The organism is Phenylobacterium sp. (assembly GCF_036677185.1).
In the GTDB taxonomy this organism is placed as follows: Bacteria; Pseudomonadota; Alphaproteobacteria; order Caulobacterales; family Caulobacteraceae; genus Phenylobacterium.
In genome coordinates, this window is sequence record NZ_JAKFEN010000021.1 from 41,011 (window position 1) to 64,820 (window position 23,810).

General features: G+C 67.4%; 18 protein-coding genes. 6 read left to right on the plus strand and 12 right to left on the minus strand.

Features of this window, described 5'->3' with window-relative positions:
• Position 1: 1 nt before the first annotated feature.
• Genes rfbC through V6M51_RS12230 form a run of 5 tightly spaced genes read right to left on the minus strand, consistent with a single transcriptional unit; the run spans position 2 to position 4,372 of the window.
• Complete coding sequence (rfbC, locus tag V6M51_RS12210; protein WP_332767511.1) at positions 2-535, minus strand: dTDP-4-dehydrorhamnose 3,5-epimerase; 534 nt, start codon at positions 533-535, stop codon at positions 2-4.
• Positions 535-1,776 (minus strand): class I SAM-dependent methyltransferase, encoded by a 1,242-nt coding sequence (locus V6M51_RS12215; RefSeq protein WP_332767513.1) that lies wholly within the window; start codon positions 1,774-1,776, stop codon positions 535-537. Before V6M51_RS12215 ends, rfbC begins: the two co-directional genes overlap by 1 nt.
• Positions 1,776-2,834: a CDP-glucose 4,6-dehydratase gene (rfbG, locus tag V6M51_RS12220; RefSeq protein WP_332767514.1), complete on the minus strand. Its 1,059-nt coding sequence runs from the start codon at positions 2,832-2,834 to the stop codon at positions 1,776-1,778. Before rfbG ends, V6M51_RS12215 begins: the two co-directional genes overlap by 1 nt.
• Positions 2,831-3,604 carry a glucose-1-phosphate cytidylyltransferase gene (rfbF, locus tag V6M51_RS12225; RefSeq protein ID WP_332767515.1) on the minus strand — a complete coding sequence of 258 codons (774 nt, stop codon included), beginning with the start codon at positions 3,602-3,604 and terminating at the stop codon, positions 2,831-2,833. Before rfbF ends, rfbG begins: the two co-directional genes overlap by 4 nt.
• A complete protein-coding gene (locus V6M51_RS12230; protein ID WP_332767517.1) occupies positions 3,605-4,372 on the minus strand; it encodes a cephalosporin hydroxylase family protein in 768 nt (255 codons plus the stop codon).
• 163 nt (positions 4,373-4,535) lie between these two features.
• On the opposite strand from V6M51_RS12230, the gene V6M51_RS12235 reads away from it, so the two are divergent.
• Both V6M51_RS12235 and V6M51_RS12240 read left to right on the plus strand, forming a co-directional pair.
• Entirely contained in the window at positions 4,536-5,282 is a 747-nt protein-coding gene (locus V6M51_RS12235) for a sulfotransferase domain-containing protein (RefSeq protein ID WP_332767518.1), read from the plus strand.
• Positions 5,283-5,323: 41 nt separating this feature from the next.
• A complete protein-coding gene (locus V6M51_RS12240; RefSeq protein WP_332767520.1) occupies positions 5,324-6,382 on the plus strand; it encodes a M23 family metallopeptidase in 1,059 nt (352 codons plus the stop codon).
• A gap of 367 nt (positions 6,383-6,749) precedes the next feature.
• Here V6M51_RS12240 and V6M51_RS12245 read toward each other — a convergent pair whose 3' ends face one another.
• The 3 genes from V6M51_RS12245 to V6M51_RS12255 all read right to left on the minus strand — a co-directional run bounded on the left by V6M51_RS12245 (position 6,750) and on the right by V6M51_RS12255 (position 12,394).
• Positions 6,750-9,080, minus strand: coding sequence for a beta strand repeat-containing protein (locus V6M51_RS12245; RefSeq protein WP_332767521.1), 2,331 nt, complete (start codon positions 9,078-9,080; stop codon positions 6,750-6,752).
• Between the two features lie 219 nt (positions 9,081-9,299).
• The gene (locus V6M51_RS12250; RefSeq protein ID WP_332767523.1) at positions 9,300-10,670 is read right to left on the minus strand and encodes an HlyD family type I secretion periplasmic adaptor subunit; all 1,371 of its coding nucleotides are present in this window, start codon (positions 10,668-10,670) and stop codon (positions 9,300-9,302) included.
• Positions 10,667-12,394 carry a type I secretion system permease/ATPase gene (locus tag V6M51_RS12255; RefSeq protein ID WP_332767524.1) on the minus strand — a complete coding sequence of 576 codons (1,728 nt, stop codon included), beginning with the start codon at positions 12,392-12,394 and terminating at the stop codon, positions 10,667-10,669. The genes V6M51_RS12250 and V6M51_RS12255 overlap by 4 nt, the downstream gene beginning before the upstream one ends.
• 213 nt (positions 12,395-12,607) lie before the next feature.
• On the opposite strand from V6M51_RS12255, the gene V6M51_RS12260 reads away from it, so the two are divergent.
• A complete protein-coding gene (locus V6M51_RS12260; RefSeq protein ID WP_332767526.1) occupies positions 12,608-13,375 on the plus strand; it encodes a DUF6270 domain-containing protein in 768 nt (255 codons plus the stop codon).
• Here V6M51_RS12260 and V6M51_RS12265 read toward each other — a convergent pair.
• The 3 genes from V6M51_RS12265 to V6M51_RS12275 all read right to left on the minus strand — a co-directional run bounded on the left by V6M51_RS12265 (position 13,372) and on the right by V6M51_RS12275 (position 17,604).
• Positions 13,372-14,187, minus strand: coding sequence for a hypothetical protein (locus tag V6M51_RS12265; protein WP_332767528.1), 816 nt, complete (start codon positions 14,185-14,187; stop codon positions 13,372-13,374). The genes V6M51_RS12260 and V6M51_RS12265 overlap by 4 nt on opposite strands.
• 442 nt (positions 14,188-14,629) lie before the next feature.
• Complete coding sequence (locus tag V6M51_RS12270; RefSeq protein ID WP_332767529.1) at positions 14,630-15,673, minus strand: hypothetical protein; 1,044 nt, start codon at positions 15,671-15,673, stop codon at positions 14,630-14,632.
• On the minus strand, positions 15,670-17,604 hold the full coding sequence (locus tag V6M51_RS12275; RefSeq protein WP_332767530.1) for a hypothetical protein: 1,935 nt from the start codon (positions 17,602-17,604) through the stop codon (positions 15,670-15,672). The genes V6M51_RS12270 and V6M51_RS12275 overlap by 4 nt, the downstream gene beginning before the upstream one ends.
• Before the next feature lie 101 nt (positions 17,605-17,705).
• Between V6M51_RS12275 and V6M51_RS12280 the strand changes: the two genes are divergently transcribed.
• Genes V6M51_RS12280 through V6M51_RS12290 form a run of 3 tightly spaced genes read left to right on the plus strand, consistent with a single transcriptional unit; the run spans position 17,706 to position 23,081 of the window.
• Positions 17,706-18,743, plus strand: coding sequence for a sulfotransferase family protein (locus tag V6M51_RS12280; protein ID WP_332767532.1), 1,038 nt, complete (start codon positions 17,706-17,708; stop codon positions 18,741-18,743).
• 10 nt (positions 18,744-18,753) lie between these two features.
• Entirely contained in the window at positions 18,754-21,954 is a 3,201-nt protein-coding gene (locus tag V6M51_RS12285; protein ID WP_332767534.1) for a glycoside hydrolase family 99-like domain-containing protein, read from the plus strand.
• Positions 21,951-23,081 carry a glycosyltransferase family 4 protein gene (locus V6M51_RS12290; protein ID WP_332767536.1) on the plus strand — a complete coding sequence of 377 codons (1,131 nt, stop codon included), beginning with the start codon at positions 21,951-21,953 and terminating at the stop codon, positions 23,079-23,081. The genes V6M51_RS12285 and V6M51_RS12290 overlap by 4 nt, the downstream gene beginning before the upstream one ends.
• Here the strand turns inward: V6M51_RS12290 and V6M51_RS12295 are convergent.
• Positions 23,078-23,809, minus strand: a complete 732-nt coding sequence (locus V6M51_RS12295; RefSeq protein ID WP_332767537.1) for a hypothetical protein — start codon at positions 23,807-23,809, stop codon at positions 23,078-23,080. The two genes, V6M51_RS12290 and V6M51_RS12295, sit on opposite strands and share 4 nt — an antisense overlap.
• Between the last annotated feature and the right edge of the window lies 1 nt (position 23,810).

Genomic DNA, 23,810 nt, shown 5'->3' on the forward strand with positions numbered 1-23,810 from the left:
TTCAAACCTCTCCGTGGTCCGGATAGGTCGCATCTCGATCCGAGATGATCACCGGCGTTACCGGCCATTGGATGCCGAAGGCCGGGTCGTCCCAGCGCGCGCCGCGGCCGTGGCCTGGCTCGAAGATGCGGTCGATCTGATAGAGGACGTCGGTGTCGTCCTCGAGCGTGACGAAGCCATGGGCCAGGCCCCGGCCGATCAGCAAGGCGCGGCCGTTTTCCGCCGAAAGCTCGGTTCCGGTCCATTGGCGGTAGGTTGGGCTGCCTGGACGCAGATCCACCGCCACGTCGAAGATCGCGCCGCGGGTCACCCGGACCAGCTTGGCCTCCTCGTACGGGGCCGCCTCATAGTGCAGGCCGCGCAGGGTGGCGGCTTTCAGGTTGCGCGACAGGCTGGTCTGCAGCGGCGTGAAGGGATGGCCGGCGGCGGCGAACACCTCCGGGCAATGCAGCCGGGCGAACGAGCCGCGCTCATCGGACACGGGATCGAGGTCGACGATCACGACACCCTCGATGCCGGTCGCCGAGAACCGCATCAGCCGACGACCTTGGTGTCGGGCGCGGCGGTGACGAACCGACCGCCCCAGTCCTTCACATAGGCAAGCTGGCCCATGATCTCGTCCTTCAGGTTCCAGGGTAGGATGACCAGGTAGTCCGGCTTGAAGTCAGCGATCCGCGCCGGCGCGTGGACCGGGATATGACTGCCCGGCAGGTAGCGGTCCTGCTTGTGCGGGTTGGCGTCGAAACAGGCGACGATGTCGTCGGCCGTAACCCCGGCGTAGTTCAGGAAGGTGTTGCCCTTGGCCGCCGCGCCATAGGCCGCCACGACCTTGCCCTCGGACCTGGCCTTGGCGAGGAAGGCCAGGAAACCCTCGCGGACCGCCTCGACCCGGGCGGTGAAGCCCTCATAGCCCGACAGCCGGTCCAGGCCTGCGGCGTGCTCGCGAGCGCGCAGATCCTTCAGCGCCTGGGTCTCGACGTGGCTCGACGCCTCATGGGCGCAGAACAGCCTCAAGGAGCCCCCGTGGGTGGGCAGGAGCTCGACATCGAACGGGCGCAGGCCGTTGGCCCGCAGCACCCGCTCCACCGCCAGCAGGGACAGGTAGGAGTAGTGCTCGTGATAGATGGTGTCGAACTGCACCTTCTCGATCAGGTTCAGCAGATGCGGGAACTCGAAGGTCAGCACGCCCCCGGGCTTCAGCACATGCTGGAAACCCGCCACGAAGTCGCCGATGTCAGGAACGTGAGCCAGGACGTTGTTGCCCGCCATCAGGTCGGCGCCGACGCCCCGGTCCTTCAACGCGCGGCCAGCGGCCTCGTTGAAGAACGTGACCTCGGTAGGAATTCCCCGCTCCTCGATCGCCACCTGGGCGGTGTTGGCGGTGGGCTCGATGCCCAGGACCGGCACGCCCATGGCCTTGAAATGCTGCAGCAGGTAACCGTCGTTGGAGGCGACCTCGATGACCAGCGAATCCGCGCCCAGCCCGAACCGCGCGGCCATGGCCTCGGCGTAGCGCTTGGCGTGGGCCACCCAGCTTTCCGAATAGGCGGAGAAATAGGCGTAGCCGTCGTCGAAGATGGCGTCGGCGGCGACCGGGTCGTCGGCCTGGACCAGGAAACAGGTCCCGCAGACTCGGGTGCGCAGCGGATAGGTCCCCTCGACGCCCGCATCGAGCTGGGCCTTCGTCAGATAGGAATTGGCCAGGGGCTGGAGGCCCAGGTCCACGAAGGTCTGGGTCAGGGGCGCGCGGCAGAAGCGGCAGGCGGGAACGGTCATCAAAGGCCTTCGTAACGGGTGATCTGGTCCTGGACGAGGGCGAGCGCGTCGCCGCCATTCGCCTGGTCCCGATACCAGTCCATGGTCCACTCCACCGCGGCCGGGGCGTCGAGCGCGCTTTCGAAGCCCAGCACCTGGCGCGCCAGGCTGGCGTCGATGCCCAGGGACTTGGCCTCCAGGGAGTTGAGATCGGGTTCGTGGCGCCAGGGCTTTGCGCCGAGGGCCTGAACGGCGCGGGTGGCGAGGTCGCCCACGGTCACCTCTGGGCCGCCGGGGCGGGGGCCGAAGTTCAGCGCGCGCGGCGCGGTCGGATCGGTGGCCAGGCGCTCCAGGAAGACCAGGTATCCCGCCACGCAGTCCAGCACGTGCTGCCAGGGTCGCGTGGCCTCGGGATGACGCAGGACGGTGACGCCCTGGGCTTGGCCGGCGCGGACGATATCGGCCACCAGCCGGTCGCGGGAATAGTCGCCCCCGCCGATGACATTGCCGCCTCGCGCGGTGGCCACGGGCACGCCGGCCTTGTCGAAATAGCTCCTGGCGAAACTTTGAACGATGATTTCGGCGGCCGCCTTGGAAGCCGAATAGGGGTCCTTGCCGCCCAGGGCGTCGCCCTCGGCGAAGGCGCGGCCGGTCTCGTGGTTGGCATAGACCTTGTCCGACGTGATCGCGAGCACCGCCTTCAGAGCCGGCTGTCCGCGCAGGGTCTGCAGCAGATGCGCCGTGCCCATGATGTTGGAGGCGAAGGTGGCGATGGGGTCCTCGATGGACGCCCGCACGATCGGCTGGGCGGCCATGTGCAGGACCAGGTCGAATTCACGTCCGACCAGGGCCAGCTCCACGTCGGCCGGGCGGCGCAGGTCGACCAGCAGCGAGTCGGTGAGACTGGCCACGCCCGCCTGGATGAACAGGGCGGGCTCCTGGTCCGGCGCAAGGGCCAGGCCCGTGACCTTGGCCCCCATCCGAGACAGCCAGACCGCCGCCCACGAGCCCTTGAACCCGGTGTGCCCGGTCAGCAGGACGCGCTTGCCCGACCAGAAGGCGGGGTCGGGCCGCTTCATTTCCAGACTTGCCAGGGTGCCTGGCCCGAGGCCCAGAGCGCCTCGAGGTTGTTCTTGTCGCGCAGGGTGTCCATGGCCGCCCAGAAGCCGTCGTGGCGGTAGGCCATGAGCTGGCCGTCGGCGGCCAGGCCCTGCAAGGGTTCGACTTCCCAGGTGGTGGTGTCATCCTCGATGCGGGCGATGACCGCCGGATCCAGCACGAAGAAGCCGCCATTGATCAGGCCGTTGTCGCCGGGCGGCTTCTCGATGAAGCGCTCAACCGCGCCGTCCACGATGTCCAGCGCGCCGTAGCGGCCGGGAGGCGCCACCGCCGTCACCGTGGCGTCGCGGCCATGCTGCTTGTGGAACTCGGCCAGGGCCTTGAGGTCCACGTCCGCCACCCCGTCGCCATAGGTCATGAAGAACGGCTCGCCGGGATTGAGGTACTGGGCCACCCGCTTCAGCCGGCCGCCGGTCATGGTCTCGGCCCCGGTGTCGACCAGGGTGACCTTCCAGGGCTCATGATTGGTGGCGTGGTACTCCATCGCCCCCTTGGCCAGGTCAACGGTCAGGTCGGCGTTATGGAGCACGTAGTTGGCGAAGTACTCCTTGATCACATAGCCCTTGTAGCCGAGGCACACGACGAACTCGTTGAAGCCGTAGTGCGAGAACAGCTTCATGATGTGCCAGAGGATCGGCCGGCCGCCGACCTCGATCATCGGCTTGGGCTTGAGGTGGCTTTCCTCGGAGATCCGGGTGCCGAGACCCCCGCAGAGCAGGACGGCCTTCATCTAGGCGATCCGCTTGACGAAGGCGTCGGGCCAGTAGGTCACCCGCTCGGTCACCGTGCCCTCGTTGAACGGGAAGGCCGGCTCCTCGACGATGAAGCGCTTGTCCTGGGCCACGAAGTCGTGGACGGCGCGCTGGGGGTTGTTCCAGTCCCAGTCGTCGCCGGTGCGCGGGCCGCCTTTCACCTGGGCCATGATCCCGTCGGTGGCCACCACATAGGAGCCGACCTCGATCAGCTCGCCATAGAGTTTCAGTTCGTCCAGCACATGGTCGCGGGTGTGGTTCGAATCGAGCACCACTAGGACCTTTTCGCCCGGCTTGATGAGCGCCTTCACCTGGTCCAGCGTCTCCGGCGCGGTGGAGGAGCCCTCGATCAGCTCGATACGCTTCTTCATCGAGTGGGCCTCGATGGCCGCGCGGTTGTGCGGCCGGATCTCGATATCGATGCCGATCACCCGGCCCTTGCCCATGGCCTCGAACAGCGAGGCGTAGAAGATCAGCGAGCCGCCGTGGGCGACGCCGGTCTCGACCAGCACGTCGGGCTTCAGTGTGTAGATCACTTCCTGCAGGCGGATCATGTCCTCGGGTAGCTGGATGACCGGGCGGCCCATCCAGGCGAAGGAATAGACGTATTTCGAATCCCAGGTGGCGCGGAGCCAGGCCTTGGACGCCGCGGCGAAGCCCTCGGCGCTCGCCAGGCTGTGGCGGGTTTCGGCCTCGCCGTCCTTGACGACGACTTCGCCGCGCTCTTCGTCGATGATGGTGATCAAAGCTCTTCGCCTTCGGAATGCTGCCGGCAGGTTGGCGGATCGCCCGCCCCCGCCGACGAATTGGATCCCCTATTATCGCGTGTCCTTCGCGCGATGAAGCCGTATCGAAGGAGGGGATGGCGGCGTCGTGCCGCAAAGACGCGAAAATGGGGCTGAGGCGGGTTTGGACGAGGTCGATCGGCGGATCAATTTCATCGTCGCCGGCGTGCAGAAGGCCGGAACGACCGCGCTTTACGACTACTTGGCCGACGATCCGCATATCCGGCTCTCCAAGGTCAAGGAGGTCCATTTCTTCGACGACGAGTCGATCGACTGGGCCGCCCCCGACTACGGGCCCTACCACGCCCAGTTCGATGCGGGCGGCCCGCTGATTCGCGGCGAGGCGACGCCGATCTACCTTTACTGGCCGCGCAGCCTGGAGCGGATCGCCGCCTACAATCCGAAGGTCAGGATCATCGTCATGCTGCGCGATCCGGTCGAACGGGCCTGGTCGCACTGGAAGATGGAATATGCCCGGGGCGCGGAGACGGAGCCCTTCTCCTGGTGCATACGCCGGGGCCGCCGCCGGCTGCTGGACGCCCAACCCTGGGGCGTGCATCGCGAATTCTCCTATGTGGAGCGGGGCTTCTACGGCGAGCAGGTCGAGCGGTTATTCAGCCTCTTCCCGCGCGATCAGGTGCTGATCGCCAAGGCCGACGATCTACGGCGCGATCCCAACGCCACGTTGGCCGCCGTCAACGCCTTCCTGCGCGCGCCGCCGCCCAAACCAGTGACCCCGCGCGACGTGCATGTGGCTCGGGAGATGGACTATGGCGGCGACCTGACCGACGAGGACGCCGCTTTCCTGCGCAACCTTTACGCCCGCGACCTGGCGCGGCTCGAGGCCCTGACCGGCGTCGTCTTTCCGTGACGCCACATTTCCGGCGAGACGCGCGCCGAGGATCAGCCACGATGACCCGATCAGCCCTCCCTGCCTTGCTACTGGGCGTCCTGACCGCCTGCTCACCGGCCGGCGAACCCCAGGACGCTGCCGCCGCCGCGCCGCCGCCGGCTCCCTCCGTCTCCACGGCTGCGGCCCCCGTCGACGGTCCCCAGCTGTCTTTTCCCTTGGCCTGCGTGGTCGGCGAGACCTGCGAGGTGCAGAACCACGTCGACGTCGATCCCGGACCAGGGGTGAAGGACTATCGCTGCGGGCCGCAGACCTATGAAAAGCACGGCGGCGTCGACATTCGGCTGCTCGACATGGCCGCGCAGCGCCGGGGCGTCGATGTCCTGGCCGCCGCCCCAGGGCGGGTCACCAGGCTGCGCGACGGGGTCGCCGACGTGTCAGTGAAGGTCGCCGGCCCGGCCTCCGTCGCGGGCCAGGAGTGCGGCAACGGGGTGGTCATCGATCACGGCGGCGGCTGGGAGACCCAGTATTGCCACCTGGCCAGGGGCGGCATGATGGTGAAGCAGGGCGACACCGTCGCGGCGGGCCAGCCGATCGCTCGGGTTGGACTGTCCGGCAATACCGAGTACCCGCACCTGCACCTGAGCGTCCGCAAGGCCGGGACGATCGTTGACCCGTATCGACCGGATGCGGCGCCCGGGACCTGCAATGCCGCCAGTCCCGGGGTCGGCCTCTGGAACCCTGCGGCGGCGAAGGCGGTGGCCTACCAGCCGGGCGCGGTTCTGAACGCCGGGTTCGCCGTCGGGCAGCCGACCATGGAGGCGGTGGAGGCTGGTGACGTCACGGTGCCCTCTGCTGGCGGCCCGGCGCTGGTCGCCTATGTGCGGGCGATCAACCTGCAGGCCGGTGATGTGCTGAGCCTGAGCGTACAGGATCCGGACGGCTCCGTGCTCGCGCAGAGCACACTCGAACCTCTGGAGCGCAGCAAGGCGCAGTACCTTCTCTATGTCGGGAAGAAGACCCCGGCCGGCGGTTGGCGAAGCGGGCAATATGCAGCGACCTATGTCGTGACCCGGGCCGGCAGGCCAGTGCTGAGGCAGACTTTCGAGCTCGCGTTCTAGGCGAATTACGGTGACTTTCGGAGCAAAGTCAGCGCGTTCCAGCTTCACCTCACAAATCCGTTAAGAGCCTATTGTAGCGCTTGAGTCTCTTCCGCCCGGAGACCGAACGCGGTACAGTCCGGCGTCAGTCTTGCTCTCCAGGACTGTGTCGCTTTGGCCGGGCGGTAAGCTCACGGCTTTACCGCCCGGCCTCTCGCATCCCCATCAGAAACTGTAGTTCGTCCGCTCTGGTTGCTGCGGCGTGCGCTCCGCGCGCAGGGCTGGTGCAGGTCATCGACATGCGCGGCGAGGCGAAGACCATGACTCGCGCGCGCAAAAGAAAAGGGCCGCCCCGAAGGGCGGCCCCAATCCCTAGATCTTAGTCGTCTTAGAGGGTGAAGTCGGTACCCGCGTCGGCCAGGGCCGCGTTGAGCACGCCCGTCAACTTCACGACAGTCGTAATCGTGTTGCTGCCGGTGCCGTCGAAGAAGACGTAGGTGTCAGCACCGATCTCGACCGCGACGATGTCCTTGGAGCCGTTACCAACGAGGACGTTGGCTGCAGCGTAGGCGTCGGCGTAGGTGAGCGCGGTTTGCTCGTTGTAGTTGCCGGCCAGACCGGTGCCGGCGACGCCGGCCGCGATCTTGTCGGCTCCGACCAGGAAGTCGGAGATGACATCAGCACCATCGGTCGTGGCCGAGATGCCCGTATCGCCGCTGGCGAACACGAACCGGTCAGCGTCCAGGCCACCCGTGAGGGCATCGACACCGGCGCCGCCGGTAATCGTATCCGCCCCGGCAGCACCATTGATGCTGTCGTTGTCCGCGTTGCCGTTGATGACGTTCGCCGTAGCACCGCCGGTGATGCTGTCGGTGCCGGCGCCGCCGTTGGCGGAACCAGCGCCACCACCGGTAAAGGTGATGGTATCGTTGCCGTCACCGCCGTTGACGACGTCGGCGCCCGTCCCGTCGGTGATGCTGTCGTTGCCAGCATCGCCGTTCAGGATGGCGGCGTCGGCGCTGCCGTTGGAGATGGAGTCGCCGTCGTCACCGCCGTTGAGCGTATCAAGACCGCCACCGCTGATGAGGGTGTCGGAACCCGCTCCGCCGTTGACGAAGTCGACGCCCAGACCGCCGGTGATCGAGTCGGCGCCAGCTCCACCGTCACCGACGTTGGAGTCGGCCGCGTCGTCACCGGTACCGATGTCGATCGTGTCGACGCCGTCACCACCGCTCATGGAGTCGCTGCCGTCGCCGCCAACGAGGGAGTCATCGCCCGCGTCACCGAAGCCAACATCGTTGCCATTGCCGGCCGCGAGGGTGTCGTTGGCCGCGCCACCGTTCAGCTGATCGTTGCCGTCGTTGCCGGTGAGGCTGTCGGTGCCTTCGCCGCCATTCAGCGTGTCATTGCCGGTGCCGCCGTTGAGCACGTCGTTGTCGGCGTCCCCGTTCAGCGTGTTGTTGTCGGCCGTGGCGGTGATGGTGTCATTGCCCGCACCGCCATTCAGGACGTCAGCACCCGAGACGTTGGTGATGGCGTCGGCGCCGGCGTCGCCGGAAACCGTATCGGCATCAGCACCGGCCTCGATCGTGTCAGCGCCGTCGGCGCCAAACAGTTGGTCGGCGCCAGCGCCGCCGTCGAGGCTGTCGGTCCCAGCATCGCCGCTCAGGTAGTCAGCGGCCGCGGCGCCCAGCAGGGTGTCGGAGTCTTGACCGCCCAGCAGGGTGTCGGTGCCGGCACCACCGGTAATCGAGTCGTTGCCGATGTTGCCGTTCGACCAGTTGGTGCCGTCGCCGGTGTTGATCGTGTCGACGCCTTGACCGCCGTAGAGGGTATCATTGCCCGTGCCACCAACGATGCTGTCGTCGCCGGCGTTGCCTTGCACGGTGTTGGCGCCGTTACCGGCGCTCACGGTGTCATTGCCAGCACCGCCGAAGACGAGTTCCGCGTCGGCCGAGCCGGTGACGCTGTCATTGCCATCGCCGCCATCGATCGAGTCGGCGCCGCCGGAGTTGTTCAGCTGGTCGTTGCCGGCGCCGCCGGTGACCGTATCGGCGTCCGCACCGCTCTGGATGGTGTCGTTGCCGTCACCGCCCTGAAGGTTGTCAGCGCCAGCGCCGCCGTCGAGGTTGTCGGCGCCGAGATCGCCGCTGACCAGGTCAGCGCCGGCGCCCGAGGTGATGACATCGTCGTTCTGGCCACCCAGCAGCGTATCAGCGCCACCAGCCGCCGTCAGCGTATCGTTGCCGATATTGCCTTGGACGAAGTTGTTGCCATCGTCGCCGGCAATCGCGTCGGCGCCTTGACCGCCGAACAGCGAATCGGCGCCCGTACCACCCGCGATGCTGTCATCGCCTTGGTTGCCCTGGATGATGTCATTGCCAGCGTCGCCGCCGAACGTGTCATTACCCTGATTGCCCCAGAGGCCGTCAGCGAACGCGGAACCAGCGACGTTGTCGGCGCCGGTCGCACCGACGTGCAGCTTCGAGCCGTCAGTGAAGGTGACGGTGTCGCCCAGCAGGTTCGTGCTGAACGTCAAGGTCTTGCCGTTGTAGGTCAGGGTGGCGGTATTGACCACCGGATCCGGGAAGGCGGTGTTCGTGAAAGTCACCACCACCTGAGAGGCGGAGGCCGTCGCGGTCGAAAATTGCAGCGTGTCCGAGGCGCCAAACGCGGTGGCTTCCGCCTGCGTCATGCTCTCGAAGAAGAAGTTAGCCATGGTTCTCTCCAGTCTGTGTCACATGGACCCTGAAACGCCTGGCCACCATTTTCCCAAATGGAGCGGTCCCAGCGGTCCTTTCCGTTGCCACAATAGGGTCGTGGCGAAGGTTAAACGAGCCCGAGGAAGACGTATCGGAACCGTTGAAAATGCGCAACAGGTAAAAAGGCATGAATCCGTCGCACCAACGGGGTTTGCGCGCGGGAAATTCACCCCGCGTTAATCTTCTCGAAGGGCGTCGCGAATTGTGTCGGTCAGCGGACTTACGATATAGGACAGGACCGTCCGTTTTCCGGTCACGATCATCGCCTCCGCAGGCATGCCGGGGGTTAGTTTCACGCCTTTCGGCAGCTTGGTCAGCTCCTGTGGCGGAATGCGCACATCTGCCCGGAAATAGCTTTCGCCGCTCCGCTCGTCGGTCAGTTGGTCGGCGGACACATTGACGACCACCGCCTCCACCGGGGACACGCGCTGCGAATTGTAGGCGCTGAGCCGCACGCGCGCCTTCAACCCTGGCTTCACGATGTCCGTGTCCTGCGGTTTGATTCGCACCGTCACGATCAAGGGCGCATCGGCCGGAACCACGCTCATCAGCCGCTCGCCAGGCGCCACCACGCCGCCCACCGTGAACTGGGTAAGGTCGAGCACATAGCCGTCGGCCGGAGAACGCACTGTAGCCGCCTCCAACATCTGCGTCGCCGCTGTCAGCTTCGGTCCGGCGTCAGACAGCCCCGTTTGCATCTGGCGCAGACCTTCGGCGGCCTGGCTGATCCGTTCCTCGCGCTGGGTGTTGATCTGCAGCCGGGTCTCGCCAATCTGCTCGCGCAGCCGGGTGGTCTCGGCCAGCAGCGCGCCGCGCCGGCCGGCCTGCTCGGCCAGCGTGCGCTGGTAGCGCAGGATCAGGGTCTTGGGCGCATAGCCCTTCTCGTAGAGGGTCTGGTAGCCGGCCAGCTCTTCCTTGGTCAGCCGGTCGCTCTCGTTGAGCGCGTCGATCTGAGCCTTCACCCCGCCGATCTGGGTCTCGACCTGCTGCAGTCTCTGGCCCAGCACATCGCCCTGGGTCTCGAAGAACTGGAGACGGGTGGCGAACAGGAATTGTTGGTCGCGAATCACACCCGCCACCCGCGGATCGTTCGCCCGCGCCATCAGCTCCGGCGGAAAGACGATGGTCCGCTGGTTTGTGGCCTCGGCCTGAAGGCGCGCCATTTGGGCGAGCAGGCTATCGTACTGGTTCTGCAGGACGTCGACGCTTGCGCGGGTCTGCACGTCATCGAAGCGGAGCAACACCTGGTTCAGCTTCACGTGCTGGCCCTCGCGCGCCAGGATGGCGCGCACGGTGCCGCCCTGGAGGTGGCGAACGGTCTTGCGGTTGTCCTCGACCCGCACCGCGCCGGGCGCGACCACGGCGCTGTCCAGGGGCGAGACCGCCGCCCACAGGGTCACTCCCACCACGAACACCCCGACCACGATCGAGCCCATGATCATCGGCCGCTTCACGCGGCGCTGCAGCTCCGGGTCCAGGGGTACGAGATCGCTGCCGCTGAAGGCGGGGGTCACATAGGGTTTGACAGGTCCGAGTTCGAACTTCACCGGCTGGCCTCGATCTTCTGGACCGCGGCCGGCTGGACCACCCGGGCCATGACCTGGTCACGCGGACCGAAAAGCTCCACGCGACCGTCGCGCAGCAGCAGCATCTTGTCGGCGCTGCGGAACACGCTGGGCTTGTGGGAGACAATGACAATGGTCGCGCCGCCGGCCTTGAGTCCGTCGAGCGCGTTGACCAGGGCCTCCTCGCCCTCGGCGTCGAGGGCGGCGTTAGGCTCGTCCAACACCAACAGGCGCGGGTTGCCCATGACGGCGCGGGCCAGACCCACGCGCTGGCGCTGGCCAGCGGAGAGCACGTGGCCTGCCTCGCCGAGTTCGGTGTCGTAGCCGTTGGGCAGTCGTAGGATCAATTGATGGACGCCCGCGAGTTGGGCCGCATGCACGACGGCGGCGTCTTCCACGTCGGAACGGAAGCGAGCGATGTTGTCGCGAATGGTGCCGCCGAAGAGTTCGGTGTCCTGCGGCAGGTAGCCGACATGCTTGCCAAACTCTGCCCGATCCCAGGTGTAGACATCGGCGCCGTCGAGACGGACCGCGCCGCTGTTGGCCTGCCAGATGCCGACGATCAGGCGCGCCAGCGAGGACTTGCCCGCGCCGGACGGGCCGATGATCCCCAGCATCTCGCCGGGCTCCACCTTGAGATTGATACCTTGCAGCACGAAGCGGTTGGCGCCGGGTGGGGCGAAGTTCACAGCCTCGACCGAGAGTTGACCCATCGGCGTGGGCAGGGCGGTCGACGGTGTGGAAGGCTTCCAGTCCTTGAACAGCGTGTTCAGTCGCAGATAGGCGCGGTAACCGTTGTTCAAGCCGTCCCACGAGCCGACCAGTCGGTCGATCGGCTGCAGGGCGCGAGCCGCAAGGATCATGTTGGCGAAGAGCAATCCCGAGTGGATCTCGCCCTTGACCACCAGATAGGCGCCGATGCCGATGATCAGGACCTGGATCGCCTGGCGCGCGAATTTGCTGACGTTGGATAGGACGCTGGCGCGTTCGCTAGCGGCAGCGCTGCGTTCCATGGTCACCGAGCGGAAACCGGCCCAGCGCTGACCCAGCGGCTCGACCATGCCCATGGCCCGAACAACTTCGCCGTTGCGCAGCGCCGCGTCAGTGAATCCATAGCTGCGCAGGGCAGCGTCGTTGGCCTCCTTTAAGGCCGGACGGGTGGCGCGATCCTGGGCGATGGTGATGCCGACCAGAATGACGGCGCCCATGAGGGTCACCACCCCGATCAAGGGATCGATGACGAACAGGACGCCGATGAAGACTGGCAGCCAGGGCAGGTCGAAGAGGCTGGCGAAGGCCGAGCCGGTCAGCATCTGCCGGAAGGCGTCCAGGTCGCGCAGGGCCTGCGAGCGAAGGGATGGATTGCCGCGCAACACCCCATCGAACAAGGCCGAAAATACCTTGCCGCTAACGCGTTGGTCCATGACCACGCCGAAATTGATCAACACCTTGGCGCGATAGTCGTCGATCAGACCTGAGATGATGAAGGCGGCCAGCACGGCGACCGTGATGACCACCAGGGTCGGCACGCTGTAGCTCGTCATCACCCGCCCATAGATTTGAAAGGTGTAGAGCGGCAGGGCCAGGTAGAGGAGGTTGGACACCGCGCTGAATCCCGCCGCGAACCATAGGGGGGTGTAGCCCTCCTTGATCGAACGCGTGAGCGGGTTGTCCGGCTGGTCTGCCAACGGGTTGAGGATGTTCATGCGCGCCGGACTGTTCCGTGGATGCTCGCGGTCGGTGGACGCCGCGACCTTCGGCGATTCTGATGAACCAAGTCCAAGGCGCAAGGCGCCGAAAACGCGCGAGACATGCTTGGGGCTCCGTACGATGTCAATGGCGCAACCCGCCGCGCTACTCTCCTGAGGCGTGTGCTAGTAGACCACATGCGGGCCGCGCCGCACGTCTCGGGGAACGTCTTGTCCAGGATCGCCATCATCGGCAGCTGCATAACGCGCGACTTGTGGCCGATCCTAGGCGAAGCGCCTGAGAACCTGCTCTATGTCTCTCGCACCAGCCTGCCCACGCTGTTCGCACCGACGCCGTCGGGCCTGATCACGCCCGATGCGCCGCCCGGCGATCTGCGCCCCCAGCCGTATGCCGCCCTGGTCGCCGATGTACGGAAGACTGCGCTTGCCGCCCTTGTGGCGCATCGACCGACACACATCATCTTTGATTTCATAGACGAACGCTTCGACCTGATCTCCGTCGGCGGAGGCCTGGTCTCCCATACGTGGGAAATGGACGTCAGCGGGCTGCTGGATCAACCTCCGTTCGCCTCCGCCCAGACGATTGCACGGGCCTCTCGCGCCTGCGACCTTCTGTGGCGGCAGGGAGCCGACGAAATGGCCGCCCTCCTCTCGCTCACGCCGCTGCGCGATGCGACCGTCATCCTGCACGAGACACAATGGGCCACACAGTACCGCGACGCGGACGCGGCGCTGCGGCCCTTCCCCGCCGACGTTGAGATCCTGGAAGGGCGAGTAAGCAGCATCGAGGCCCAGAACGCCCGTCTCGAGGCCTACCAGACGACCTTCGCACGCGCCGTGCCGCGGGCGGTCCGTGTCCGTGCGGCGGAAGAGTTTTGTGTGGCCGACGTCGGCCATCGATGGGGCCTTAGCCCGTTCCACTACGTGACTGACTACTACCGGGACGTTTGGCGCCAGCTTCGGGCCGCCGGCGCCTAGGCGGGTAAGAGCCCCTGTCGCGCCCAGCGTTCCAGGGGCGTCATCCCGCAGACCTCAATGGTGGCTGGATCCAACCAGGGCTCTCCGAGAGTCCAGGCTCCGCCCTGCAGATAGTCAATCAACGGGTTGCGCTCATCGGGCCGCGCCGAACCCCTCTGGCGCATATATGCATGGGCGTCGAACCAGACGCTCGGACTACGCCCTTCGGTCCCGCCGGCCATCACATAATGAGTCAATGGCTCATCGCCCCCCGAGGCCACGTCGGGATAGAGGCCAAGATAGGCGTCGGGATCGAACAAGGGGTGGGGCCGGTGTCGTTTCGGACCCTCCTGCTTCAGGTAGTGGACGAGGGGCGGTCCGGCTGGCGGCTCTCCCATTTGTGACTCGTAGTAGTCGGGCGCGAAGAGGGGGTGGGGCGTGAGCCGGTCGCGCCAGCCGCGCTGCAGATAGTGCATCACCGGGTTAGCGCCCGACCCCACCAGGTCCCAGGCCTGGCCAACATAGTGCTCGATGCTGAAGAGCGGATGCGGATCGCGCCCTTCTGCCGCTCCGACCCGCATGAAGTGCTCCAGGGGTGTCAGGCCGCTTGCGGCAAGGGCCTCGGCGTTGGCCTGCGCGTAGAAGGTGGAATGAAGCAGGGGGTGGGGGCTGCGCCGGCAAGCAGCCTCGGAAGTCAGATAGTGGACTAGCGGGCTGACCCGCCCAGCCGCGACCTCCGGCGCCTGGCGCAAGTACCAAGCCTGGTCGAACAGCGTTTCGGGCTTGGCCGCCGGATCGGCGCCACGCCGGACGTAGGCGATGATGGCCAGCATTTGCCGCAATCGCCCGGAGAATGAATATATCTCGCCGCCCCACACGCCTGATCGGGCGATCGTCACGGTCTGGCCAATCGGTCCTGATCGGGCGAGTACCAAGTCTATCATCTTCGCGGCGCGGTTTCGGCGGCGCGGTCGGATCGTCCGCCGAGCGAGCGTTCTATAGGCGGACAGCGCCGAGGCCCGAGCCGCCCGCTCCGCCGCGGCGACCGCCTCAAGGGCTGAGCCCAGGCGTGCACGCCAAAGCCCCTCGGCCAAGGCGGCGCGTTGCGCCTCCTCGCGCAGAGCCGCAAAGCGGACGGCGAGATCGGCGACCTTGCCGCTCAGCTCTCCGCTGCCTTGAGATGTCAAACTAGATTTGGAGTCGGCCAAAAACACCGCCGCCGGTAGGCGGCCCCTCCTGTCGCACCCTGTCCTGTCGGGCGCGGGCCTGTCGCTGTCAAGCCGTCGCCGGCCCCAGCAAACCCTCGGCCTCGAGCCAACCGCGGAAACCCCCGCCCCCTGTGTCGAAGGGATCGGCGAAACGGTCGCGCAGATCCTCGCGGTCGCGCCAGATCAGGCGGTGATCGCGCAGGATTGGCGTTCCGTCATCAAAGGTCTCGTATGCCCAGTAGCGGTCTGGAATGCCAGGCTCGGTGGCGGCCTCCACCTGCTCCTTATACCAGCGCCAAATCTCGTAGACCGCGTGGTTCTCTCCGGCGTAGCGGCGTGTCATCGCGTCGCCGGTGGGGCCGAGCTTGGTGAAGTGCCAGAACCGCAGCGGCGCGCCGTTGACGGTGATCGCCCCGTCCTTGCCGATGGCCACGGTTCGCTGACTGAGGTTCCAACTGGCGACATTGTAGCCTGGATCGCGGACCACCTTGACCTTGTCGAACAGGGCCGGGACGTGGTCGCACCAGCGCTGGTCGACGAACAGGCCGGCTGGCATGTCGTCGTAGCAGAACTCCAGCAGGCGATCGTTCCACCACTGGCCGAAACGCAGCCCCTCCCCCCGGGCGCGGACGGCCACGAAGCCCAGGTTGAAGATGCCGGTCTTCGAGGCCGAGAGATCGTTGTCGAGGATCGACTCGCGGGTGGTGTTGGGATCGACCAGGTGCGGGGTCAGCAGGATGTCGTCGGCCGCCATCAGGTCCACCAGCGGATCGAGGCTGGAGAACAGGGCGGTGTCCGGATCGAGATAGATCACCGCGTCGGCGCCGGACCCCAGGGCCTGGTGCAGGAAGGGGCCCTTCACCGCCGTGCAGGCCTCGACCAGGTCGTGCTTGAATAGCCAGGCCTTGAAGTCGGGGATGGCCAGGTCGTCGGCATAGACCAGCCGGTCGAAGGGCTCGGAGGCCGGGTCAAAGCGGAAGCCTGCCGGCGGCCGGTCGGTGACCAGGGCGACCAACTCCCAATCCGGATGGAAGCGGCGCAGGGTCGAATAGAGGACGCGCGCCCGGTTCAGGTACGAGAAGGTGAAGCTGGAGTAGCAGGTGACCTTCACGCGTTGGCCCTCAGGAGATCGGCGGTCAGGGCGCTGAACCCCAGGTCCTGGATAATCGGCGACCGGACGTCCCGCGACAGGCGCAGGATGTCGCCGGATTCGAACGCGGCGATAAGGGCGGCCTCGTCGGCGAGCACCAAGCCGTACTCGTCCTCGCGGGTGAAGGCCTGGACATTGCCGCTGTCGGGGCCGGTCACCACCGCCGCACCCGCCGCCACCGCCTCGTAGGCGGTGAACGAGAAGGTCTCCCGGCAGATCGACCAGACCATGGCCGCGTCGACGTCCAGGCGATGCAGGGTGTCACGCATGGCCAGCGGTTTCTCGGCGGTCACCGAGACGGGGTGGTGCGAGATCGGCAAGCCCCCGACGGTCTTCTCGGCGAGATGGAAGAACTCGTAGCGGGGATCGTCCGCAAATCGCAGGGCGAGGTCGCGGAAGATTGGCCAGCCCTTGTGGATCGACGCGCCCCCCGGAAAGGCGAACCGGAACGGCCCTGGCTTGCGTGGTTGAGATCGGGCCCCGCTCGGCATCAGGCGAGCGTGCGGGATGACCAGCTCCTGGCGCGCGTCCAGGCCCGAGCGCCGCCAAGTGTCCAGGGCGTTTTGCGACGGGGCGACGACCGTGAGGTCCAGATAGCTGAATAGCCGTCCGTGCTCGGAGACGTGCAGGCCGCGGCCGGGGCCGTAGACGCAGATCCCGCAAGCCGGGCTGCCAAGGGCCGGGGCGCCGCAGTCCTCCACGTCGTTGCGGAGCAGATGAACTCCAGCGCAGAGGGCGGCGAAATCGTGGACCCAGAAATAGCCGGCGTTCATGCCCGCCGTGCGCACCACGTCGACGACGTCTCGGGCCGAATGGCCGAGCATGCTGTGAATTGCGAAACTGCGGGCGCGCGGTGAGACATCGGCTAGGGCGAGGTTCAGTTCCGCCAGGATCGTTGCTTGGGCAAAGTGCCCAAGCGGCGCGCCGTTCAGCATCACTCCCACCGCGGCCTCGCCCGCACCCGTGCGCACCACCGGCCAACTGCGCGAGGGATGCAGGTGCAGGTGGTCGTAACCCAGGGCCGCGATCCCGGCGGCCTCGCGCTGCACACAGAGCTGCAGCCCGCCGGTGTTGGCTGTGTAGTCGTCGTGGCTGAAGGTGATGTGCAGGTCCGCAAGCCCGGTCCGGGCGCGGTCGAAGCCCGCCGCCAAGTCCCGCGCCTCGCCAGGCTCGACCTGCCGGGACCAGTAGTCGAACGCCTCGACCCGTTGCTGCAAGGGTTTCAGGCGGCTGATCACGTCGTAGCGAAAGCCGCGCTCGTCGCGATGGGATCGTCCTTCGGCGCGGCCCTCCTGCAGGTAGTGGAGGAAGGGCTGCACGCCGGCGGCCCCGACGTCTGGATTGAGCTCGAGATAGCGACTGACCGAGAAGCCGGCGTTCGGATCGCGTCCCTCGCGCCAACCGACCTCGAGGAAGTGGCTCAACGCGTTGATGTTGGAGAGCGCGACGTCGGGGTTCTGGCCGAGATAGAAGGCCTCGTCGAATTCTGCGGCCACCACCGCGCGCTCGGCCGTTCCGATGCGCTGCTGGCCTCCGCCTTCGCGCGCCAGGCGTCGATCGCGGAGCCACACGTCGGCGCGTCGTGATCGGACGGCTTCGCGGCCTTCTCGCCGCCCCTGGGACAGGTAGTGGACGAAGGGGTTCTCGCCGCCGGCCGCCACATCACCGTTTTGGCGCAGGTAGTCCTCTGTGGAGAACCAAGCCGCCGGATCGCGCCCCTCACGCCAGCCCAGCGCCGCGTAGTGTCGCGCCGGATCCATGTCCATTTCGAACAGGTCGGGATGGGCCTCGCGATAGAAGTTGGCGTCCAGGCCGAGCCGGAGCAACCGAAAGCCTGGATCGGAGAGGGCCTCGGCGGCCATGCGCGGATTGTCCCTGGCGAAGCGGCCCACCTCTGCATCAGTTGGCTTCGCCGATCAACCGAACCCGCACTTGCCGGGCGCAGCGGGCAGTCATACAGCGGGTGCCAGCGAACCTGGACAACTCGAACGTCATGGCGAGACCGACAGTCGGAAAATCGAAGGCCGATCGCGCGGCGTACCTCGTCCTGGGCATGCACCGTTCCGGCACCTCGGCGGTGACCCAGCTCCTCGCGCTGGCCGGCGCCGAACTGCCGCAGAACGTGATGCCGGGCGATGAGCACAACGCCAAGGGCTACTTCGAGCCCTGGAAGATCGCCGTGTTCAACGACGAGCGGCTGCGCGCCGGCGGCGGCGCCTGGGACGACGTCTTCGCCTTCCCCTACCAGCCGCTGCCAGGGCCGCAGGAGGCCGAGTGGGCCGCCAAGGCGCTGGCGCTCTATGACGCCGAGTTCGGGGAGGCTTGGTTTCCGCTGCTGAAGGATCCCCGCGTCTCGGTCTTGGCGCCGCTGTGGCGCGCCACGTTGAAGGCCCGCAACATGCCGGCCCGCGCGGTGATGCCCGTGCGCCATCCTCTGTCAGTGGCCAAATCGCTCATGCGGCGTGACGGCTTTCCGGTCGAGAAGTCGGTCCTGCTGTGGGTCACCTACATGTTGGCGGCCGAACTCTATTCCCGCGACATGCCGCGCGCATTCGTCGGGTACGACCGCCTGCTGGCCGACTGGCGGGCGGAGGTCACACGGATCGAGGCGGCGCACGGCGCAGCACTTCCCCGCCTCAGCGAGCGCGCCGCCAGCGAGATCGACGCCTTCCTGACCACCGACCTGCGCCACGACGCTGGGGGCGGCGACCTTAGCGCCATTCCACTCGTAGGCCCTCTGGCCCAGCGGGCCTACGACTGGTTTGAAGCTGCGGCTCGCGACGCGCCGCGCGATTCCGAGGCGCTCGACCAGGTGGCCGTCGAAGTCGCCGACATGAAGGCGCAGATGGGGGTATTTGTCTCACCCGCCGCGCGGGCGCTGGACCTTGCCCGGGCAGATCTGGTTGAGGCGCGAGGCCTGCGGGCCATGGACCTGCGCTACATCTCCACCCTGGAAGGCCAGGTCGCGCGATTGCGGTCGGAGCTCTCCACGATCGAAGCCATGGTCGACACCATGATCGCGGGCCGCTAGAGCCCCTGCCTTGGCCAGACGACCGACAAAACCAAAGCCCGACCCCGCCGCCGCAGACGCCCTGCTGGCCAAGCGTCGCGCCCTGCACAAGGCGCGACGCGTGGTGGCCGAGGATCGCTGGAACCGATTCCGCAAGGCCGCCGCCCGCCGGGTGGGCCTGGCCGAGAAGGGCGCCACCGAGCAGAAGTTCGACCTGATGCTGGCGCGGGCCAAGTGGCCCGGCCGCGCGGCCCTGATCGCCCGCTCCGGTCTCTGGGACCTGCGGGTCGACCGCAATCTCGGCCGCGAAGGCGGGCCGGTGAAGGGCTTGGTGGACTATGTGAGGGCCGGTCCCGATTCGGCGACCTTCCCCAAGGCCCTGTTCGACCAGACCTGGTACCTGGAGAAGAACCCCGACCTGATGGGCACCCGCTGGGCGCCCCTGGCCCATTACCTGGTGGCCGGCGACCGCGAGGGCCGCGACCCACACCCGCTGTTCGACCTCAAGGACTATCGCGGCCGCCATGCCGTGAAGGTGGCGGCCACGGGCTTAAGCGCCCTGCAGCACTTCATTCATCGCGGGGCGGTGGAGGGCTTCGACCCCCATCCCCTGTTCGACCTGCGCTACTACGTCGGCCAGGCCGAGGAGGTGGCCGACTCCGGCGAGAACCCGCTGATCCACTATCTGCGCGAGGGCTGGCGGCGTGGCTATGACCCCCACCCGCTGTTCGCGGGCGACTGGTACCTGGCCCAGAATCCCGATGTCGCCGACCGCGGCCTGGCCCCCCTGCTGCACTATGTGACTAGCGGCGCGGTCGAGGGTCGCAGCCCCCACCCGCTGTTCGAGGCGGTCTGGTACGCCGAGCATTATCGCGACGCCGCCCCACTGGGCTCCAACGCCCTCTCCCACTTCCTCGACTACGGGGCCGAGCAGCGGCGTAACCCGTCCGCCCATTTCGACGTGGCCTTCTATCTGGAGCAGAACCCCACCGCGCCGTCGGACCAACATCCGGTGATCCACTATCTGATGGAGGGCGCCTTCGAGGGCGTCTCCCCGGCTGCCGACTTCAACGAGGCGAACTATCTGATCGAGCATCCCGAGGCGGCCGAGACGCCGGTGGCGGGCCTGCTGCACTGGGCCCTGTCGCGGGCCCCGAAGCCCGAGCCGGGCGCCGTCGGCCGCCGCGCCCTGGGCGACGACGGCCTGTTCGAGCAACTCCGCAGCTCCGGCCGCATGCGCGACGCCGGCGCCTACGACATCCAGGCCTATCGCGACATGACCCTGGACCGACGCCGGGCCAAGGAACGCGCCGTCGCCAAGGTGAAGGCCAAGAGGCCCAGGCTGATCTCGGTGGCCGAGCGGGATGTGGAGAAGGCGGCGGCCGAACTGGCCTTCGAGGCCGTGTCGCGCCCCAAGGTCTCCATCGTCATCCCGGCCTACAACAACCTGACCTTCACGCTCGAATGCCTGGCGGCCCTGCAGACGGCCGGCGGACTGGAGCGCGCCGAGGTGATCGTCATCGACGACGCGTCGTCAGACGCCACCAGCGCGATCCTGGCCAGGGTCGCGGGCCTCAAGCTGATCACCAACGCCGAGAACCTCGGCTTCATCCGCACCTGCAACAAGGCCGCGGACAAGGCCAGGGGCGAGTTCGTGGTCTTCCTGAACAACGACGTCCAGGTGCGCCCCGGCTGGCTGGCCGCCCTGCTCGCCCCCTTCGCCGAGGAGAAGGACGTCGGCGCCACGGCGCCGAAGATGCTGTTCCCCGACGGCCGGCTGCAGGAGGCCGGGGCGCGGATCGGTGTCGACGGCGCCGCCGAGATGATCGGCCTGTTCGAGGACCCGGACCTGGCCCGCTGGAACGTGCGGCGCGAGGTCGACTACGCTTCTGGCGCCTGCCTGATGGTGCGGCGCAAGGTGTTCGCCGAGCTGGGCGGCTTCGACCTCGCCTTCGCGCCGGCCTATTGCGAGGACGCCGACCTCTGCTTCCGGCTGCGCGAGCGCGGCCTGCGGGTGATCTACGAGCCGACCGCCGAGATCGTCCACCACCTGAGCGTCACCGCCAACTCCATCGACGCCGGCTACAAGCACCGTCTGGCCACCCGCAACCAGCAGGCCTTCGTCGAACGCTGGGGCGAGCGGCTGGAGGCGCTGAACGCGGTGCGGACCATCGCCTTCCACCTGCCGCAGTTCCACGCCATCCCGGAGAACGACCGGTGGTGGGGCGCGGGCTTCACCGAGTGGACCAATGTCACTCGGGCCCTGCCGAACTATCGCGGGCACTATCAGCCCCACCTGCCTGCTGACCTCGGCTTCTACGACCTGTCGGATCCTCAGACCCTGCAGCGCCAGGCCGAACTCGCCCAGCGCTACGGGGTGAGCGGCTTCTGCCACTATTTCTACTGGTTCACCGGCGGTCGCCGGGTGCTGGAAAAACCGCTGGAGCCCCTGCTCGACAGCAAGCCGGACGACTTCCCCTTCTGCCTGTGCTGGGCCAACGAGAACTGGACCCGGACCTGGGACGGCGAGGCGCGTGACGTGCTGCTGGCCCAGACCTATGCGAAGGGCGACGCCGAAGCCCTGATCGCCGAGATGGCGCCCTATCTCATCCGGCCCAACTACATCCGGATCGGCGGCAAGCCGCTCGTGCTGATCTACCGGCCCGGCCTGCTGCCAGACGCCAGGGCCTGGACCAAGGCCTGGCGCGACCACTGCCGCAAGGTCGGGATCGGCGAGATCTACCTGGCCTTCGTCGAGAGCTTCGAGAACGCCGGTGGCAAGACCGACCCGACCAGCCTTGGCTTCGACGCCTCGGTGGAGTTCCCGCCCTCGGGCGCGGGCGCCCTGATCCATCCGCCGGGGCCGCTGTACAATCCGCGCTTCGAGGGCCGGGTGAACGACTACCGGGCCATGGTGCGGCGCTATCTGGACACCCCGCCGCCGGCTCACACCCGGTTCCGCGGCGTGATGCCCTCCTGGGACAACACCGCCCGGCGCCAGGACGGCGGCTGGTCCTACCAGCACGCCACGCCCGGCGCTTTCCAGGCCTGGCTCGAGGCCATGTTCGAGGAGACGCGTCGCCAGAACTTCGGCGACGAACGGATCGTCTTCATCAACGCCTGGAACGAATGGGCCGAGGGCGCGCACCTGGAGCCCGACCAGCGGTTCGGCCACGGCTGGCTGGAGGCGGTGAAGAACGCCTACGACGCCGACCTGGTGGACAAGTCATGAGCGGCGACCTCGTCCTGGTCGGACATCCGTTCTCGGCCATCGGCATGGCCGAGCATGTCCGCTCGGCCCAGCGGGCGCTGAAGGCGGTCGGGGTGAAGGCCGGCCTGCTGGATGTCTACGGCATGGACCGCGGCAAGGACCCGGACTTCGAGCGGGAGTTCGGCGGCGATGTCGTCACCGCCCTGTCGGAGAAGACCAACCTCTTCTGCATCAACGCCGACGAGGTCGAGCAAGCCATGGGGGTGCTGGAGCACATCGGCTCGGGCCCCGCCTTCCAGAGCGCCTACAACATCATCTACCCGGCCTGGGAGCTGGCGAAATATCCCGAGCCCTGGGCGCGTATCCTGGAGCGGTTCGACGAGGTCTGGGCGCCGTCGGAATTCATCCGCGAGTGCATCGCCGGGGCCGTGGACCGGCCGGTGGTCCACATGCCCCTGGCCGTGGAGATGACGGTGTCGGCCTTCCTGGGACGGCGGCATTTCGGCATTCCAGAGAACGCCTTCGTCTGCCTGTTCTTCTTCGACTTCTCCTCCTACGCCGAGCGGAAGAATCCCTTCGCCATGCTGGAGGCTTTCGAGAAGCTCGTCGCCCTGCGGCCGGACGCGTCGCTGCATGTGGTCGTCAAGTACAAGGGCGGCAAGGATGACAATCCGGGCCGCCGGGCGCTGGAGGCCAGGCTCGCGGCTTTGGGCTCGCGTGCGCAGTCGATCACCCGGCAGCTATCGGACAATGAGATCAAGAACCTGGTGCGCTGCGCCGACGCCTTCGTCTCCCTGCACCGGTCCGAGGGCTTCGGGCGGGGGCCGGCCGAGGCGATGATCATGGGCCGCGCCGCGGTGGCCACCGCCTATTCCGGCAATCTCGACTACATGACCCCGCAGACCAGCCGGCTGGTCGACTACAAACTGATTCCGGTGGCCGAGGGGGCCTATCTGTTCGGCGAGGGCCAGGTCTGGGCCGACCCCAGCGTCGACCACGCCGTGCAGCTCCTGGCCGGGCTGGTGGACGATCCGGCCGAGGCCCGCGCGCTCGGCGCCCGCGCCCGACGCCACATCCGCACCCATTTCAGCGCCCGCGCCATCGGCCTGTGCTACGCCGCGCGGCTGGAAGAGTTGGCCGGCGACTAGGTCTTCGGCGCCTCGGGAAGCTCGTCCTTGGCCTTCGCCTCATCCTTCACCTCGACCGGGGCCGGCGGCGTGACGCCCAGGGCCGCGGGTCCCGGATTTTCGGTCACCGCGATCTGGTGGATGGTGAAGGTCCCGCCGGCCTGGTCGTCGGTATCGATCCGGAGGCTGTCGATGAGCGAGTTGGTCCAGTCAGCGCCGCCCTTCTTCGGGTGGGCCATGTCGTAGACCAGCACCACCGTCTCGTTGACGCCGGGAGCCGCGCCCTCCACCGGCTTGGACCGGAAGTCGCCCGACTCGCCGTGGTTGGCGGTGGAATAGAAGATCGCCCCGTCCCAGGCCGCACCGGGCCGATGGCGGGTCAGGCGCACCAGCACCAGGGAGTAGCGGTCTCCGTCAAGCTCCAGCCCCTTGGGCGAGCGCAGCATCGGGTCGAAATCGACATTGCGCACCGCGAGCCCGGTGGGCGCGGCCGGGAGCACGAAGCCGCCGGCCAGGACGAAGCCCTCCGTGGAGCCGTCGAAGGTCCAGAGGCGTCCGGCCTTGAGCGCCTTGCCGCCGATCTCGAAGGCGCCCGCAGCCTCGTTCCAGGTCACATTCTGGGCGCGTGGATTGGCGGGCCCCTGTGCTTCCGGGGGTACATTTGCGAGCTTGGCCCAGGGCGCGGGCTCATCGCAACCGCCCAGGACAGCCGCAGCCGTCGAGAGCATCGCGATCAGGATCGACTTCATG

Bases quoted from the DNA above. Each gene is read 5' to 3' on its own strand.
- rfbC (WP_332767511.1), bottom strand. From the start codon at position 535: ATGCGGTTCTCGGCGACCGGCATCGAGGGTGTCGTGATCGTCGACCTC.
- V6M51_RS12215 (WP_332767513.1), bottom strand. From the start codon at position 1,776: ATGACCGTTCCCGCCTGCCGCTTCTGCCGCGCGCCCCTGACCCAGACC.
- rfbG (WP_332767514.1), bottom strand. From the start codon at position 2,834: ATGAAGCGGCCCGACCCCGCCTTCTGGTCGGGCAAGCGCGTCCTGCTG.
- rfbF (WP_332767515.1), bottom strand. From the start codon at position 3,604: ATGAAGGCCGTCCTGCTCTGCGGGGGTCTCGGCACCCGGATCTCCGAG.
- V6M51_RS12240 (WP_332767520.1), top strand. From the start codon at position 5,324: ATGACCCGATCAGCCCTCCCTGCCTTGCTACTGGGCGTCCTGACCGCC.
- V6M51_RS12245 (WP_332767521.1), bottom strand. From the start codon at position 9,080: ATGGCTAACTTCTTCTTCGAGAGCATGACGCAGGCGGAAGCCACCGCG.
- V6M51_RS12255 (WP_332767524.1), bottom strand. From the start codon at position 12,394: ATGAACATCCTCAACCCGTTGGCAGACCAGCCGGACAACCCGCTCACG.
- V6M51_RS12265 (WP_332767528.1), bottom strand. From the start codon at position 14,187: ATGCTGGCCATCATCGCCTACGTCCGGCGTGGCGCCGATCCGGCGGCC.
- V6M51_RS12280 (WP_332767532.1), top strand. From the start codon at position 17,706: ATGGCGAGACCGACAGTCGGAAAATCGAAGGCCGATCGCGCGGCGTAC.
- V6M51_RS12290 (WP_332767536.1), top strand. From the start codon at position 21,951: ATGAGCGGCGACCTCGTCCTGGTCGGACATCCGTTCTCGGCCATCGGC.
- V6M51_RS12295 (WP_332767537.1), bottom strand. From the start codon at position 23,809: ATGAAGTCGATCCTGATCGCGATGCTCTCGACGGCTGCGGCTGTCCTG.